This window comes from Pseudomonas sp. ok266 (assembly GCF_900110195.1).
Classification (GTDB): Bacteria; Pseudomonadota; Gammaproteobacteria; order Pseudomonadales; family Pseudomonadaceae; genus Aquipseudomonas; species Aquipseudomonas neuropathica.
On record NZ_FOCU01000001.1, the window covers coordinates 88,501 to 102,633 of the forward strand.

13 protein-coding genes are annotated in these 14,133 nt (G+C 60.8%); 7 read left to right on the forward strand and 6 right to left on the reverse strand.

Annotated features, from left to right (window positions below; genetic code table 11):
• Positions 1 to 84: 84 nt before the first annotated feature.
• The 3 genes from betC (at position 85) to BMY54_RS00475 (ending at position 4,358) form a co-directional block, all read left to right on the forward strand.
• Entirely contained in the window at positions 85 to 1,599 is a 1,515-nt protein-coding gene (gene betC / locus BMY54_RS00465; protein ID WP_093429528.1) for a choline-sulfatase, read from the forward strand.
• Between the two features lie 16 nt (positions 1,600 to 1,615).
• Positions 1,616 to 2,536, forward strand: coding sequence for a choline ABC transporter substrate-binding protein (gene choX, locus BMY54_RS00470; protein WP_093429529.1), 921 nt, complete (start codon positions 1,616 to 1,618; stop codon positions 2,534 to 2,536).
• Positions 2,537 to 2,789: 253 nt separating this feature from the next.
• On the forward strand, positions 2,790 to 4,358 hold the full coding sequence (locus BMY54_RS00475; protein WP_093429530.1) for a SulP family inorganic anion transporter: 1,569 nt from the start codon (positions 2,790 to 2,792) through the stop codon (positions 4,356 to 4,358).
• Positions 4,359 to 4,449: 91 nt separating this feature from the next.
• Here BMY54_RS00475 and aroE read toward each other — a convergent pair whose 3' ends face one another.
• Positions 4,450 to 5,271, reverse strand: a complete 822-nt coding sequence (gene aroE, locus BMY54_RS00480; protein ID WP_093429531.1) for a shikimate dehydrogenase — start codon at positions 5,269 to 5,271, stop codon at positions 4,450 to 4,452.
• A gap of 9 nt (positions 5,272 to 5,280) precedes the next feature.
• The gene (gene hemF / locus BMY54_RS00485; RefSeq protein WP_093429532.1) at positions 5,281 to 6,195 is read right to left on the reverse strand and encodes an oxygen-dependent coproporphyrinogen oxidase; all 915 of its coding nucleotides are present in this window, start codon (positions 6,193 to 6,195) and stop codon (positions 5,281 to 5,283) included.
• A 150-nt stretch (positions 6,196 to 6,345) separates the two neighbouring features.
• Between hemF and BMY54_RS00490 the strand changes: the two genes are divergently transcribed.
• The gene (locus BMY54_RS00490; RefSeq protein ID WP_093429533.1) at positions 6,346 to 7,323 is read left to right on the forward strand and encodes an NADPH:quinone reductase; all 978 of its coding nucleotides are present in this window, start codon (positions 6,346 to 6,348) and stop codon (positions 7,321 to 7,323) included.
• A 64-nt stretch (positions 7,324 to 7,387) separates the two neighbouring features.
• On the opposite strand, the gene BMY54_RS00495 is transcribed toward BMY54_RS00490, so the two are convergent.
• The 4 genes from BMY54_RS00495 to BMY54_RS00510 all read right to left on the reverse strand — a co-directional run bounded on the left by BMY54_RS00495 (position 7,388) and on the right by BMY54_RS00510 (position 11,122).
• Positions 7,388 to 8,062 carry a hypothetical protein gene (locus tag BMY54_RS00495; RefSeq protein ID WP_093429534.1) on the reverse strand — a complete coding sequence of 225 codons (675 nt, stop codon included), beginning with the start codon at positions 8,060 to 8,062 and terminating at the stop codon, positions 7,388 to 7,390.
• Between the two features lie 240 nt (positions 8,063 to 8,302).
• Positions 8,303 to 8,860 carry an L-threonylcarbamoyladenylate synthase type 1 TsaC gene (locus BMY54_RS00500; protein WP_093429535.1) on the reverse strand — a complete coding sequence of 186 codons (558 nt, stop codon included), beginning with the start codon at positions 8,858 to 8,860 and terminating at the stop codon, positions 8,303 to 8,305.
• A 55-nt stretch (positions 8,861 to 8,915) separates the two neighbouring features.
• A complete protein-coding gene (gene dprA, locus BMY54_RS00505) occupies positions 8,916 to 10,016 on the reverse strand; it encodes a DNA-processing protein DprA (protein ID WP_093429536.1) in 1,101 nt (366 codons plus the stop codon).
• Between the two features lie 80 nt (positions 10,017 to 10,096).
• Positions 10,097 to 11,122 carry a LysM peptidoglycan-binding domain-containing protein gene (locus BMY54_RS00510; protein ID WP_077575172.1) on the reverse strand — a complete coding sequence of 342 codons (1,026 nt, stop codon included), beginning with the start codon at positions 11,120 to 11,122 and terminating at the stop codon, positions 10,097 to 10,099.
• Positions 11,123 to 11,282: 160 nt separating this feature from the next.
• Here BMY54_RS00510 and def point away from each other — a divergent pair, with 160 nt between their 5' ends.
• Genes def through rsmB form a run of 3 tightly spaced genes read left to right on the forward strand, consistent with a single transcriptional unit; the run spans position 11,283 to position 14,113 of the window.
• A complete protein-coding gene (def, locus tag BMY54_RS00515) occupies positions 11,283 to 11,789 on the forward strand; it encodes a peptide deformylase (RefSeq protein ID WP_016984087.1) in 507 nt (168 codons plus the stop codon).
• Positions 11,790 to 11,846: 57 nt separating this feature from the next.
• Positions 11,847 to 12,806, forward strand: coding sequence for a methionyl-tRNA formyltransferase (gene fmt / locus BMY54_RS00520; protein ID WP_093429537.1), 960 nt, complete (start codon positions 11,847 to 11,849; stop codon positions 12,804 to 12,806).
• Positions 12,803 to 14,113: a 16S rRNA (cytosine(967)-C(5))-methyltransferase RsmB gene (gene rsmB / locus BMY54_RS00525; RefSeq protein WP_093429538.1), complete on the forward strand. Its 1,311-nt coding sequence runs from the start codon at positions 12,803 to 12,805 to the stop codon at positions 14,111 to 14,113. The genes fmt and rsmB overlap by 4 nt, the downstream gene beginning before the upstream one ends.
• Positions 14,114 to 14,133: the final 20 nt, after the last annotated feature.

The following is a 14,133-nucleotide window of genomic DNA, read 5'->3' on the forward strand; positions in this document are numbered from 1 at the left end:
GCGGGCTTTACCGGATAAAGCATGGACTCCATGCTCGATCGCAGCAATGTCGCATAAATATTTACTATGGAATGCCGCGATCACATGAAGCGCAAGAATATTCTTTTCATCATGGCCGATCAGATGGCCGCGCCAATGTTGCCGTTCTACGGCCCATCGCCGATCAAACTGCCGAATCTTTCCCGCCTCGCCGCCCAAGGCGTGGTGTTCGATGCCGCTTACTGCAACAGCCCGTTGTGCGCGCCATCGCGGTTCACCCTGGTCAGCGGCCAGTTGCCGAGCAAGATCGGCGCCTACGACAACGCCGCCGATTTCCCTGCCGATGTGCCGACTTATGCCCATTACTTGCGCCGCCTCGGCTACCGCACCGCGCTATCCGGCAAGATGCACTTCTGCGGTCCGGACCAGTTGCACGGTTATGAAGAACGCCTGACCAGTGATATCTACCCGGCCGATTACGGTTGGGCCGTGAACTGGGATGAGCCGGATGTACGGCCGAGCTGGTACCACAACATGTCTTCGGTGCTGCAGGCCGGGCCATGTGTGCGCACCAATCAACTGGATTTCGATGAAGAGGTGGTGTTCAAGGCACAGCAATATCTGTTCGATCACATCCGCGAGGACGGCGATCAGCCGTTCTGCCTGACAGTATCGATGACTCACCCACACGACCCGTACACCATTCCCAAGGCGTTCTGGGATTTGTACGACGATGCCGATATCCCGTTGCCTACAACCCCGGATCAACACGAACTCGATCCGCACTCACAGCGGCTGCTCAAGGTTTATGACCTGTGGGACAAGCCACTGCCTGTGGATAAGATTCGCGATGCACGCCGGGCATATTTCGGTGCATGCAGCTATATCGACGCCAACGTCGGCAAACTTCTGGAAACCCTCGAAGAAACCGGGCTGATCGAAGACACAATTATTGTCTTCTCCGGTGACCACGGCGACATGCTCGGCGAAAAGGGCCTTTGGTACAAAATGCACTGGTACGAAATGGCGGCCCGCGTCCCCCTGTTGATAAGTGCTCCAGGCCAGTTCGATGCCGGGCGTGTCAGCGCTGCCGTATCGACCGCAGACCTGTTGCCAACCTTCGTCGAATTGGCCGGCGGCACGCTGGAACCGGGCCTGCCACTGGATGGCCGCTCGCTGGTATCACACCTTCAAGGGCAGGGCGGTCATGACGAAGTGTTCGGCGAATACATGGCCGAAGGCACCATCAGCCCGCTGATGATGATCCGTCGCGGCGCCTACAAATTTATCTACAGTGAAAGCGACCCTTGCCTACTCTTCGACGTAGATAACGATCCGCATGAACTGGAAGAACTCAGCCAATCGCCGCAACATCGCCCGCTGTTCGACGATTTTCTCGCCGAAGCACGGGCCAAATGGGACATTCAGTCGATTCACCGGGAGGTCCTCGCGAGCCAGCGCCGCCGCCGATTTGTCGCCGACGCGTTGACCCTCGGCAAGCTGAAGAGCTGGGATCACCAGCCACTGGTGGACGCCAGTCAGCAATACATGCGCAACCACATCGACCTCGACGATCTGGAACGCAAAGCACGTTATCCACAACCCTGCCAAAACCAATAATGTTAAGGGGAAGTCCATGCGTAAGTTATCCACAGTAGTGACGATCGGCCTGCTCGCGCTGAGCAGCGCCTCGGCCTTCGCTGAGCAAAGCTGCGACACCGTGAAAATGGCCGATCCGGGCTGGAGCGACATCGCCGCGACCAACGCCATCACCGGGTTTCTGCTGGACGGCATGGGCTACAAGGCCAAGGTCGACACCCTCGCGGTGCCGATCACCTTCGGTGGTTTGAAGGACGGCCAGGTGGACGTGTTTCTCGGCAACTGGATGCCGGCGCAGCAGGGCTTCTACGACAAGTTCGTCGCCACCGGTGACGTCACGCAACTGGCGAAGAACCTCGACGGCACCGAATTCACCCTCGCCGTGCCGGACTACGTGTGGGACGCGGGTGTGCATAACTTTGCCGACCTGAACAAATACGCGGACAAGTTCGATCGTAAGATCTACGGCATCGGTTCGGGTGCGCCGGCGAATATCTCGCTGCAGGAAATCATCAAGAAGAACGACTTCGACATGGGCCAGTGGAAGCTGATCGAATCCAGCGAACAGGCGATGCTGGCTGAAGTGTCGCGGGCGGTGAAGAAACAGAAATTCGTCACCTTCCTCGGCTGGACGCCGCACCCGATGAACGTGCAGTTGAAGATGCATTACCTCAAGGGTGGCGAGAAGTACTTTGGCGACACCGGCAGCGTGTTTACGTTAACGCGCAAGGGCTACGCCGAGGCGTGTCCGAATGTGGGTAAATTGCTGACCAATCTGTCGTTCACGCAGGAGATGGAGAACAGCATCATGGCTGAGGTGGTGAACAAAAAGGTCAGCAATGCCGAGGCGGCGAAGGCTTGGATCAAGGCAAATCCGGCGGTGTTGGATAAGTGGCTGGATGGCGTCAAGACGTCTGACGGGAAGGATGCGTTGGCGGCGGTGAAAGCGAAGCTTTGATCGTGGGGTGGCTGGAATTGTGCTCGGCTCGAGATTTTTGCCCCCTCACCCCAGCCCTCTCCCCAGAGGGGCGAGGGGGAAAGGGAGCCGATATCTGTTGGATTCAACACTTGCGTTCAACTCTGAAATCGCAGGTCGGTGAATCTTGAATAAACACCACGGTCAGTCCCCTCTCCCTTGGGAGAGGGTTAGGGTGAGGGGCCTTTCCCCTGGCACCCTGATAACCTTGAACAAAACCCAACCGCGAGGACCCATGGCCTTCCCCAGCCGCCACTCTCTCTTCCCCTTCCTCACCTGGTTGCCGCGACAAACCCGCGCCAGCGTCGGACGGGATCTGATCGTCGGCCTCAGCGGGGCGATTCTTGCGCTCCCCCAGTCGATTGCCTACGCGTTGATCGCCGGTCTGCCACCCGAGTACGGCCTCTACGCCGCAATCATTCCGGTGCTGATCGCCTGCCTGTGGGGTTCGTCGTGGCATTTGATCTGCGGTCCGACGGCAGCGATTTCGATTGTGCTGTTTGCCAGTGTCAGCCCTTTAGCGGTTCCAGCCTCGCAGGACTACATCACCCTGATCCTGCTGCTGACCTTGCTTGCGGGGATATTCCAGTGGCTGCTCGGTTTGCTGCGCTTTGGCGCGCTGGTGAATTTCGTCTCGCATTCGGTGGTGCTGGGGTTCACCCTTGGCGCGGCGGTGGTGATTGCTATCGGGCAATTGCCAAACCTGCTGGGCCTGGAGTTGCCGGCAAAAGCCACGGCGCTGGCCAGTTTGATGGATCTGCTGCAACACCTGCGGGCTGTGGATAAACCTTCGCTGGTGTTGGGTTTGGCCACGGTGGTCGTCGGTCTGCTGCTCAAACACCTGTTGCCGCGCTGGCCGACGCTGTTGATCACACTGGTGCTGGCCAGTTTGCTGGTGTGGTTGTGGCCGGGCGTGTTCGGCCATGTGCATCTGGTCAGCGCGTTTGTCGGGCGTTTGCCGCCGTTCAGTGGATTGCCGCTGGATCTGGATTTGATCCTGCGATTGCTGCCAAGTGCTGTGGCGGTGGGCATGCTCGGCCTGGTTACCAGTCTGTCGATTGCGCGCTCGATTTCGGCGCGGTCGCAGCAATTGCTTGATGCCAATCAGGAAGTCCGTGCACAGGGCTTGTCGAATATTCTCGGGGCGTTCTTTTCCGGGTCGCTGTCGGCCGGGTCGTTCACACGCTCTGGCCTCAGTTACGAGGCAGGCGCTTGCTCGCCGCTGGCCGGAGTGTTTTCGGCAATCTGGGTGGCGTTGTTCGCAATTTTTGGTGCGGGGCTGATCGCGCATATTCCGATCCCGGCGATGGCCGGGAGCATTCTGTTGATTGCCTGGGGGCTGGTCGACCACCGAGGCATTCGCGCATTGCTGCGTGTCAGCCGCGCCGAGTTCGTAGTCATGGCGCTGACCTGCCTCGCGACTTTGCTACTGGAATTGCAGACGGCGATTTATGCCGGTGTGCTGGCCTCGCTGTTCTTCTACCTCAAGCGCACTTCGCAACCGCGCGTGCAGCACTGGCGCGACGGCGAAGACGATGTGTTGCGTGTCGGCGGATCGATCTTTTTCGGCGCCAGCCATTACCTGCAAGTACGTCTGCAACGGCTGCACGGCCCGCGAGTGGTAATTGAGGCGCAGCAGATCAACTTCATCGACTATTCGGGGGTGGAAATGCTGCATCAGGAGGCGCGGCGCTTGCTTGGCCAGGATCGCAGCCTGACCTTGCGCCGGGCGCGGCCGCAGGTGGTGGAGGAGTTGCGGAAGCTGGAAGGGCCGGAGAAATGTCCGATCCGGTTTGAAGACTGACCCAGAATCGGTGGTGAGGCCATTCGCGAGCAAGCTCGCTCCCACATTTGATCGCATTCCACTGTGGGAGCGAGCTTGCTCGCGAAGCTTTTTAAAGGGCCAGTTGTCGACGCAACTCTGTGAGCACGGGCGCAGTGTCCGGGCGCACACCACGCCACAGGAAAAACGCCTCAGCCGCCTGCTCCGCCAACATCCCCAAGCCATCCATCGCAACCGCCGCGCCATGTTCACGGGCCCAGCGGCAAAACGCCGTCGGCTCTTTGCCGTACATCATGTCGTAGCACAGGGTCTTGCCCGGCTCGATCAGGCTCGGTGCAATCGGCGGCACGTCACCAGTGAGGCTGGCCGATGTGGCATTGATGATCACGTCCACCGGCTCGCGCAACCAGTCGAAACCACTGGCCGAGACCGGCCCGAGGTCGCAGAACAACTCCGCCAGCAACTCAGCCTTGTCCACCGTACGATTGGCGATGATCACCGAGGCCGGTTGTTCCGCCAGCAACGGTTCCAGCGCACCGCGCACCGCACCACCGGCACCGAGCAGCAGAATGCGTTTGCCGGTCAGGCTGAACCCGGCGTTCACCGTCAGATCGCGCACCAGTCCGGCGCCGTCAGTGTTATCACCGAGCAGTGAGCCGTCGGCCAGTTTGCTCAAGGTGTTCACCGCACCGGCCCGTTGTGCGCGAGCGGTCAGGCTATTTGCCAGACGATAGGCGTCTTCCTTGAACGGCACGGTGACGTTGGCGCCGCGACCTTCCTGGAAAAACGCCGTGGCGCAGTTGGCGAAATCTTCAAGCGGCGCCAGCAAGGTGCTGTAGTCGAGGTGCTGGCCGGTCTGCTCGGCGAACAGCTTGTGAATCATCGGCGATTTGCTGTGGCCGATCGGGTTGCCGAAAACGACGTAACGATCCATCAGATGTCCTCAGGCCTCGGCCAGCCAGTCGCGGTCTTGCAGGAAGTACTCGGTCAGGCGTGCTTCTTCGCTGCCAGGCTCGGCTTTCGAGTCATAGCCCCAGCGCACTTGCGGCGGCAACGACATCAGGATCGACTCGGTACGCCCGCCCGATTGCAGACCGAACAAGGTGCCACGGTCATACACCAGGTTGAACTCGACGTAACGGCCACGGCGGAATTCCTGGAATTCACGCTGCTGAGCGGTAAACGCATCGTTTTTGCGGCGCTGCACGATCGGCAGATAAGCATCGATGTAGGCGTCGCCGATGGCCCGCATAAAAGCGAAGCTGGTATCGAAGTCCCACTCGTTCAGGTCATCGAAGAACAAACCGCCAATGCCGCGCGGTTCGTGGCGATGCTTGATGTGGAAGTAGGTGTCACACCAGGCCTTGTAGCGCGGGTAGACGTCCGGGCCAAACGGCGCGCAAGCCTGCTCGGCAACGCGGTGCCAGTGAACGCAATCTTCTTCATTGCCGTAATACGGGGTCAGGTCAAAGCCGCCGCCGAACCACCAGACCGGCTCTTCACCCTCCTTCTCGGCGATGAAAAAGCGCACGTTGGCGTGGGACGTCGGCACATGCGGGTTGTGCGGGTGGATCACCAGCGACACGCCAAGGGCTTCGAAACCGCGGCCAGCCAATTCCGGGCGATGGGCGCTGGCCGACGGTGGCAGACCACTGCCGAAGACGTGGGAAAAGTTGACACCGCCCTTTTCGATTACCGTGCCGTTCTCGATCACGCGAGTACGACCGCCACCGCCGGCGGGCCGGGTCCAGGCGTCTTCGACGAAGCGCGTGCCGCCGTCTTCGGTTTCGAGAGCCGCGCAGATGCGGTCTTGCAGGTCGAGCAGATAGGCCTTTACGGCGTCGGTGCGGGTCGTCATGGCTTCACCTTGAATCGGGCGGCGCCCCGGCAGACGGGCGACGCAAATGGGCGCGTAGCATACCACCGCACAACAACCCGCCGCAGTTGACGAAGATCAAGCATGGGAGTTGGATAGGGGGCTCACAAAAGACCCAAGGAGAGCAGGCAGATGGCAAAGCGTATCCAGTTCCGCGCCCACGGCGGCCCCGAAGTGCTCGAATATGTTGATTACCAACCCGCCGCGCCCGGCCCCAATCAAGTCCGCGTGGCGAACAAGGCGATCGGCCTGAACTTCATCGACACCTATTACCGCAGCGGTCTGTACGCACCGCCCGCCTTGCCGTCCGGCCTGGGTGCTGAAGGTGCGGGGATCGTCGATGCCGTGGGCAGCGACGTCACCCGGTTCAAGGTCGGTGATCGCGTGGCCTATGGCAGCGGCCCGTTGGGGGCCTACAGCGAATTGCATGTGCTGCCCCAGGACAATCTGGTGCATCTGCCCGACGAAATCAGTTTCGAAACGGCTGCCGGTGTAATGCTCAAAGGCCTGACCGTGCAATACCTGCTGCGCCAGACCTATGAACTCAAGGTTGGCGAAACCATTCTGTTCCACGCGGCGGCCGGCGGTGTCGGTTCACTGGCCTGCCAATGGGCCAAAGCGTTAGGCGTGAAGCTGATCGGCACCGTCAGCTCCAAAGAGAAAGCCGAACTGGCCAAGGCCAATGGCGCCTGGGCGACGATCGATTACAGCCACGAAAACGTTGCCCAGCGCGTGCTGGAATTGACCGATGGCAAGAAAGTCCCGGTGGTCTATGACGGTGTTGGCAAGGACACCTGGCTGACGTCCCTCGACAGCGTGTCGCCGCGTGGCCTGGTCGTGAGCTTCGGTAATGCTTCCGGCGCGGTGGACGGCGTGAATCTGGGTATTCTCTCCGCCAAGGGTTCGCTGTACGTGACCCGGCCGACGCTGGCGACTTATGCCAACAACGCCGAAAACCTGCAGCGAATGGCCGATGAGCTGTTCGAGATGATCATCAGCGGCAAGTTGAAGGTGGACGTCAGCCAGCGTTATCCACTGGCTGATGCGGCGAAGGCGCAAACCGAGCTGTCGGCGCGGCGCACTACCGGTTCCACCATCCTGCTGCCTTGATACCTCCCGGCGTCCTGCCAGTCAGGGTTTCAGAACCATGACTGACAGGACGCTTCGAGCGTGTTCAGTACTGCGGTGGATGAGCCGCCAACGGTCTTGGCGCCCAATGACCGACAGTCGCGGAATCAGGCTGTTGCAACGCGGCGAGGATTTGCCGCCACTCGGCTGACAACACCCAGTAATCCCCGCGTGCGCGCTGTTCGATATGCAAGGGATTGGAGGCGACCGGCATCAGACCGAAACGCTGGTACAGGCGCAGCTGCGATGCCCTGCACAACGCGGTGACACCTAGATAGCCCTGTTTTATGGCCCACTCGGCAGCGGCCGCCAGCAGGCTGTCGACGGCAATGGGCTGTTGGCTGGGCGCGTACGAGATCAAGCGACTGAGTTCGACATGCCGTGACAACGCCACCGTGGGCGAAACATGTTGCTGCGCCAGTGATGCCCACTCGAACGGCGCCGGAGTGGCCCTCAATACCGCCAGCAGTTGCTCGTGCCGATACAGCAGAAAGTGGGTACTGCGCGACCGTGTCGCCAGTCGGGTTTCGAGCATCCGCGCCCTGGACGTCAGCATGTAATGCTGCAGCCGAAGCCGAAATTGCCGATCGATAAACCGATCGAACACCTGGGTATCCGACCCCGCTTCAAGCATCACGATACGGCAACCCTCCTGATGACTGTTTAACGTCACCTGGAGCGCCTGCAGGTAATCCGTGAGTTGCAAATCCGTAGTGTCCATTCTTTCTCCGCAGACCTTAACTTATCGAAGTGTTTCGAGTGCAGGGAAAGGATGGTTGCTTTTGGCGATACCGCCACGAAACGCGGTCTGATAATCAGGTGGGAAAATTCAGTTGATTCAGATAGTTGATGATTTTTCCGACGCAGCAATTAGCATCATTGCAGGATAATTCGCAGGCACGTGTAGTACTCCTCGCCATCAAGGCGAGGAGTACCCACGTTACAAATGTTCGAGGCTGAATCAGTCGGGACGAATGACTTTGCCGGTCGCCAGATCACGAATCACGCTGGGGTTCTTGCGCCCACCCAGTTGCCCGCCCAGTATCAGATCGATCTGCCCTCGGAAATACTGCTCGACACGCAATCGCGTGCGCGCCGCCGGGCGGCCCTGCGGGTTGGCTGAGGTCGAAATCAACGGCCCGACCATCGAGCACAGATCGCGTACTTGCGGATGATCACTGACCCGCAGTGCGACGGTATCGTGCATGCCGGTCACCCATTCCGGGAGCAAGCCCTGATGCGGCACCAGCCAGGTGTTCGGCCCCGGCCAGGTGCTGGCCATGCGGTCGATCCATTCTTGCGGGAAGTCTTCGAACAGGAAGTCGAACTGGCGAATGTTGTCGGCAACCAGAATCAGGCCTTTGACCACCGAACGATTCTTGATCGCCAGCAACCGATCCACGGCCTCTTCGTTCCATGGGTCGCAACCCAGCCCCCAGACGGCTTCGGTTGGATAGGCAATCACCGCCCCGGCGCGAATCTCTCGTGCGGCTTGTTGCACACGCCAACTGTTAACCATGAAAAAACTCTCCGCAAACAGGTTTCGCGCAGTTTACCGATCTTCCTTGTAAAACCTAGCGTGTCCTGGCCAACCAGCGACCGTTTTCGCACACTGCACGGCCATCCATTTCCAGTTCGGTGAGTGCCGCCAGCACTTTGGGCAACGTCCAGCCGCTGCTGTCAGCCAAGCCTTCGCTGGTGTGCGGGGCAGCATGGAGCAGGATGAGCAACGGGTGATCGGCTTTCGCCGTGTCAGTGGATAGCGGCAGATGCTGCCAACCACGCAAGGCTTCGAGGATGTGCTCAATGGTTTCCACCAGCACCGCGCCATCGCGGATCAGCTGATGGCAACCGCGAGCGCCGGGGTGATGGATCGAACCGGGAATCGCGTAAACCTCGCGTCCCTGTTCCGCCGCCAGCCGTGCGGTGATCAGCGAACCGCTGGCGACGCTGGCCTCGACCACCAGCACGCCGAGGGACAAACCGCTGATGATGCGGTTACGTCGCGGGAAGTTGCTCGCCGTTGGCCCGGCATCCAGCGGAAACTCGGAAAGCACTGCGCTGCCGCACGCAATCATCGCGTCAGCCAGGCGGCGGTTGCGCTGTGGATAAAAATTTTCCAGCCCCGTGCCGAGGACACCGACCGTCAACCCGCCAACATCCAGCGCGGCCTGATGCGCAGCGGCATCGATGCCTAGCGCCAGGCCGCTGGTGATGACAAAACCGGCCCCGGCGAGACTGCGGGAAAATGCCGCTGCGGTGTCCATGCCCGGACGCGATGCCCGGCGACTGCCAACCATCGCCAGTTGCGGTTTTTCCAAAATCTGCGGATCACCGGCCACGAACAACATTGGCGGCGGGTCGGGAATCTGCGCCAGCAATGCGGGGTAATCGGGTTGGTCCCACATCAGCAAATGCTGATCCGGACGCTCTAGCCAGCGCATTGCATGACTGGCGCCGTCGCGAACTTCGGGGCAGCGCCGCGCTTCGGCGCACGCCGCCGGCAAACCGAGAGAACGCCAGGCGCTGGCCGGCGCGCTGATGGCTTTGGAGGCCGAGCCGAAGGCTTCGAGCAATTTGGCAAAACGCTTCGGGCCAACATCCGGCAAGCGGTGCAGGCGCAGACGCGCTTCCAGTTCCGCCGGGGAAACCGGCGTACAGACAGGCAACATGATGGATCATCCTTGATCGTTATAAGCCCCGAACCATTCGGAACAAGCTGTGGATAACTCTGTTGGTAACTTGTGAAGCACGCTTACGGATTGCGCACCTTGTCGAGCACCGCGAGCGAGCGCGATGCGTTGAGGACGAGGCCGTAGCTGAGTTTGTCGTAAGTGCGGAACACCATCAGCAACCCGGCGCGTTCATCGGGAATCTTCAGTGGCTGGCCGGTGATGCGGTCACGCACGGTTTCGCCGGTTTTCATCACCACCAGCACGTTGCCTTCGGCAAGACCGTCGCGCTTGCCTTTGTTCAACGTGACCACGTCCATCACACCAATCTGGGTGACGCCGCGCGGTACATCGATGATCACGCCGTTGATGCTGGTCGTTGGCGCGCTGGGCATGAAGGTCGAGTTGATCGAGCGCTCTTCGCCGCTGAACAAACGGTCGCCAAGGCGCACTTCCTGGGTGGTGCGTTGCAGGGCGAGGGTGGCGACGTCGCCTTCAGTGGCGACGATTTCGCCGCCGCCGATGTCGTCGGCGTTGATTCCCAGGAACTCCTTGGTCTGTGGATCGGTGTAGACCTTGCCCTGACGGAAGATGCCGTAGACCGGTTGATCAGGATCAAAATGGCCGCGCGCGAAGATCCGGTCACCGGTACCGCTGAGCACGCGTTCGGCATCGCCGGCAACGATGTACGGCGCCTTGTCGAAGTCCTCGACCTTGTCGACGATGCGGTTGCTCAGCAAAAAGCTGTTGATGGATTTCAGCGGAATGCTCGGAATAGCCTCGGCCACCGGGCTGGTGCGAATGCGTGGCGAGAGCTTGATGGTGCCGCGCGACTCGCCGCGATTAAGGGTCAGACGTGGCTGGCCATCGACATAACTGAGCGTCAGCGTGTCGCCGGGATAGATCAGGTTGGGGTTTTCGATTTGCGGATTGGCCCGCCACAGTTGTGGCCACTGCCAGGGCTCGCGCAGGTATTTGCCGGAAATGTCCCAGAGCGTATCCCCCGAAACCACCGTGTATTGCTGTGGAAAACCATCCCTGAGTTGCACTTGCCCTTGCGCCACGCCGGCCGAAGCCAACAGCAGCAGGGCGAGTAGTGTTTTCCTCATGCAGTGAATCCCTTTATCATGTGCATTCGCGTGAACCGTCAGAGCCCCCGTGGCTCGCTTGTGCAAAATGCACAAGCTACGCTTCACAACGGTAGCCTGCATCTTCGGACCTGCCAGGCCATCGCCCGACTTTACTCAACGTGTGCAGCAATCAAAGCCTATGGCCATTTTAAACATCCTCGAATTCCCGGACCCGCGTCTGCGCACTATCGCCAAACCTGTGGCTGTAGTGGACGACGAAGTGCGTCAGTTGGTCGATGACATGTTTGAAACAATGTATGAAGCGCCGGGCATCGGCCTTGCCGCGACCCAGGTCAACGTGCACAAACGTATCGTCGTGATGGACCTTTCCGAAGACCGCACCGAACCGCGGGTGTTCATCAACCCCGAGTTCGAATCGCTGACCGACGAAATGGACCAATACCAGGAAGGTTGCCTGTCGGTACCGGGTTTCTACGAAAACGTCGACCGCCCGCAAAAGGTCAAGATCAAGGCGCTGGACCGCGACGGCAAGCCTTATGAGCTGATCGCCGAAGGCCTGCTCGCGGTGTGCATCCAGCACGAATGCGACCACCTCAACGGCAAATTGTTCGTCGATTACCTGTCCACGCTCAAACGCGACCGGATCAAGAAGAAACTGGAAAAGCAGCACCGCCAGAACGCTTGATGCCCCTCTTCAAAGGCTTGCTGCGGCAAGCCTTTTTCTTTTTATGAGACTCCCTTCATGACTGAGCCACTGCGCATCGTTTTTGCCGGCACCCCGGAATTCGCCGCCGAACACCTCAAGGCCCTGCTGAAAAGCCCTTACGAGATCGTTGCGGTCTACACCCAACCGGATCGTCCGGCCGGTCGCGGGCAAAAACTGATGCCAAGCCCGGTCAAACAGCTCGCCCTGGAAAATAATATCCAGGTGTTGCAGCCGCCGACGTTGCGCAACGCTGACGCTCAGGCAGAACTGGCCGCACTGAAGCCGGACTTGCTGGTGGTGGTCGCCTACGGCTTGATCCTGCCGCAAGTGGTGCTGGATATCCCGCGTCTGGGCTGCATCAACAGCCACGCCTCCTTGCTGCCACGCTGGCGCGGTGCGGCGCCGATTCAGCGCGCCGTCGAACACGGTGACGCGGAAAGCGGCGTGACCGTGATGCGCATGGAAGCGGGCCTCGACACCGGACCGATGCTGCTCAAGGTCGTCACGCCGATCACCGGCGAAGACACCGGCGGCACGCTGCACGACCGCCTCGCCGAAATGGGCCCGCCCGCCGTGGTCCAGGCGATTGCCGGTCTGGCTGCAGGCACGCTGGAAGGTGAAGTGCAGAACGATGAGCGCGCCACTTACGCGCATAAGCTGAACAAAGACGAAGCACGCATCGACTGGAGCCGTCCGGCCGTTGAGCTGGAACGCCTGGTGCGCGCCTTCAACCCATGGCCGATCACCCACAGCACCCTCAACGGTGAAGCGCTGAAAGTACTGGCGGCGACACTCGCCGAAGGTAAAGGCGCGCCGGGTGAAATCCTCAGCGCCAGCAAGGACGGTTTGGTCGTCGCTTGCGGCGAGCGGGCGCTGTGCCTGACCCGCCTGCAATTGCCGGGTGGCAAGGCGCTGAACTTCAGCGACCTGTTCAACAGCCGTCGAGAGAAATTCGCTGTCGGCACCGTGCTCGGCGCAGCGGTGGACGCGCAATGAACCCGCGTCTGGCCGCCGCCAAGGCACTCGCCGCCGTGCTCAGCGGCAAAGCCTCGTTGAACAGCTCCCTGCCGACGCAACTGGACAAGGTCGAGGATCGTGATCGCGGCTTCACTCAGGATCTGGCCTTCGGCACTGCGCGCTGGCAGCCACGCCTGTCGGCACTGGCCGAGAAGCTGCTGCAGAAACCGTTCAAGGCTGCCGACGCCGATGTCGAAGCGCTGCTGCTGGTCGGTCTCTACCAATTGCTCTACACCCGCGTGCCGGCCCATGCCGCCATCGGCGAAACCGTCGGTTGCGCCGACAAGCTAAAAAAACCTTGGGCCAAGGGCCTGCTCAACGCCGTGCTGCGCAATGCCCAGCGCGAAAGCGAAACGATTTTCGCCGAGCTGGAACGTGACCCAGTGGTGCGCACCGCTCACCCGCGCTGGCTGCAAAAATCCCTGAAGGCCTTCTGGCCGGAACAGTGGGAAGCGATTTGCGAGGCGAACAATGCGCATCCGCCGATGATCCTGCGGGTCAACCGCCGTCACCACAGCCGCGACGCCTATCTCGGCTTGCTGACGGAGGCCGGGATTGCCGCGACGCCATGTGTGTACAGTCGCGACGGCATCATTCTCGAAGCCGCCGCCGACGTACGCAGCCTGCCAGGTTTCGCCGAAGGCTGGATCAGCGTGCAGGACGAAGCGGCGCAACTGGCCGCCGATCTGCTCGATCTGGCGCCGGGGCAACGCGTGCTCGACGCCTGCTGCGCGCCGGGCGGCAAGACTTGCCACATCCTCGAAGCCGAACCGGCGCTGGCCGGTGTAGTGGCGGTGGATCTGGAAGCCAAGCGTCTGGTGCGGGTCAAGGAGAACCTTGAACGCCTCGGTCTGAACGCCGAACTGATCGCCGCCGACGGTCGCGATACCGAAAAGTGGTGGGACGGCAAACCGTTCCAGCGCATTCTGCTAGACGCGCCGTGCTCGGCGACCGGCGTGATCCGCCGCCATCCGGACATCAAGCTGACCCGTCAGCCGGACGACATCGTCGCCCTCGCGCAACTGCAAGGCGAACTGCTCGACGCGATGTGGAAAACCCTCGAAGTCGGCGGCATCCTGCTGTACGCCACCTGCTCGACGCTGCCGACCGAGAATACCGAAGTCATCGCTGCGTTCCTTGAGCGTACCCCAGGCGCCCGTGAACTGGATCTGGCCACGTCGGCCGGAATCAAACAGCCCCATGGTCGCCAACTGCTGGCCCAGCAAGGTGGGCATGACGGGTTCTACTACGCCAAGCTGATCAAGATTGCTGCCGCACGCAGCTAAACGGATTTAACGGAGTGACT

Coding starts and splice junctions, on each gene's coding strand:
- betC (WP_093429528.1), top strand. CDS start 85: ATGAAGCGCAAGAATATTCTTTTCATCATGGCCGATCAGATGGCCGCG.
- choX (WP_093429529.1), top strand. CDS start 1,616: ATGCGTAAGTTATCCACAGTAGTGACGATCGGCCTGCTCGCGCTGAGC.
- BMY54_RS00475 (WP_093429530.1), top strand. CDS start 2,790: ATGGCCTTCCCCAGCCGCCACTCTCTCTTCCCCTTCCTCACCTGGTTG.
- aroE (WP_093429531.1), bottom strand. CDS start 5,271: ATGGATCGTTACGTCGTTTTCGGCAACCCGATCGGCCACAGCAAATCG.
- hemF (WP_093429532.1), bottom strand. CDS start 6,195: ATGACGACCCGCACCGACGCCGTAAAGGCCTATCTGCTCGACCTGCAA.
- BMY54_RS00490 (WP_093429533.1), top strand. CDS start 6,346: ATGGCAAAGCGTATCCAGTTCCGCGCCCACGGCGGCCCCGAAGTGCTC.
- BMY54_RS00495 (WP_093429534.1), bottom strand. CDS start 8,062: ATGGACACTACGGATTTGCAACTCACGGATTACCTGCAGGCGCTCCAG.
- BMY54_RS00500 (WP_093429535.1), bottom strand. CDS start 8,860: ATGGTTAACAGTTGGCGTGTGCAACAAGCCGCACGAGAGATTCGCGCC.
- BMY54_RS00510 (WP_077575172.1), bottom strand. CDS start 11,122: ATGAGGAAAACACTACTCGCCCTGCTGCTGTTGGCTTCGGCCGGCGTG.
- def (WP_016984087.1), top strand. CDS start 11,283: ATGGCCATTTTAAACATCCTCGAATTCCCGGACCCGCGTCTGCGCACT.
- fmt (WP_093429537.1), top strand. CDS start 11,847: ATGACTGAGCCACTGCGCATCGTTTTTGCCGGCACCCCGGAATTCGCC.
- rsmB (WP_093429538.1), top strand. CDS start 12,803: ATGAACCCGCGTCTGGCCGCCGCCAAGGCACTCGCCGCCGTGCTCAGC.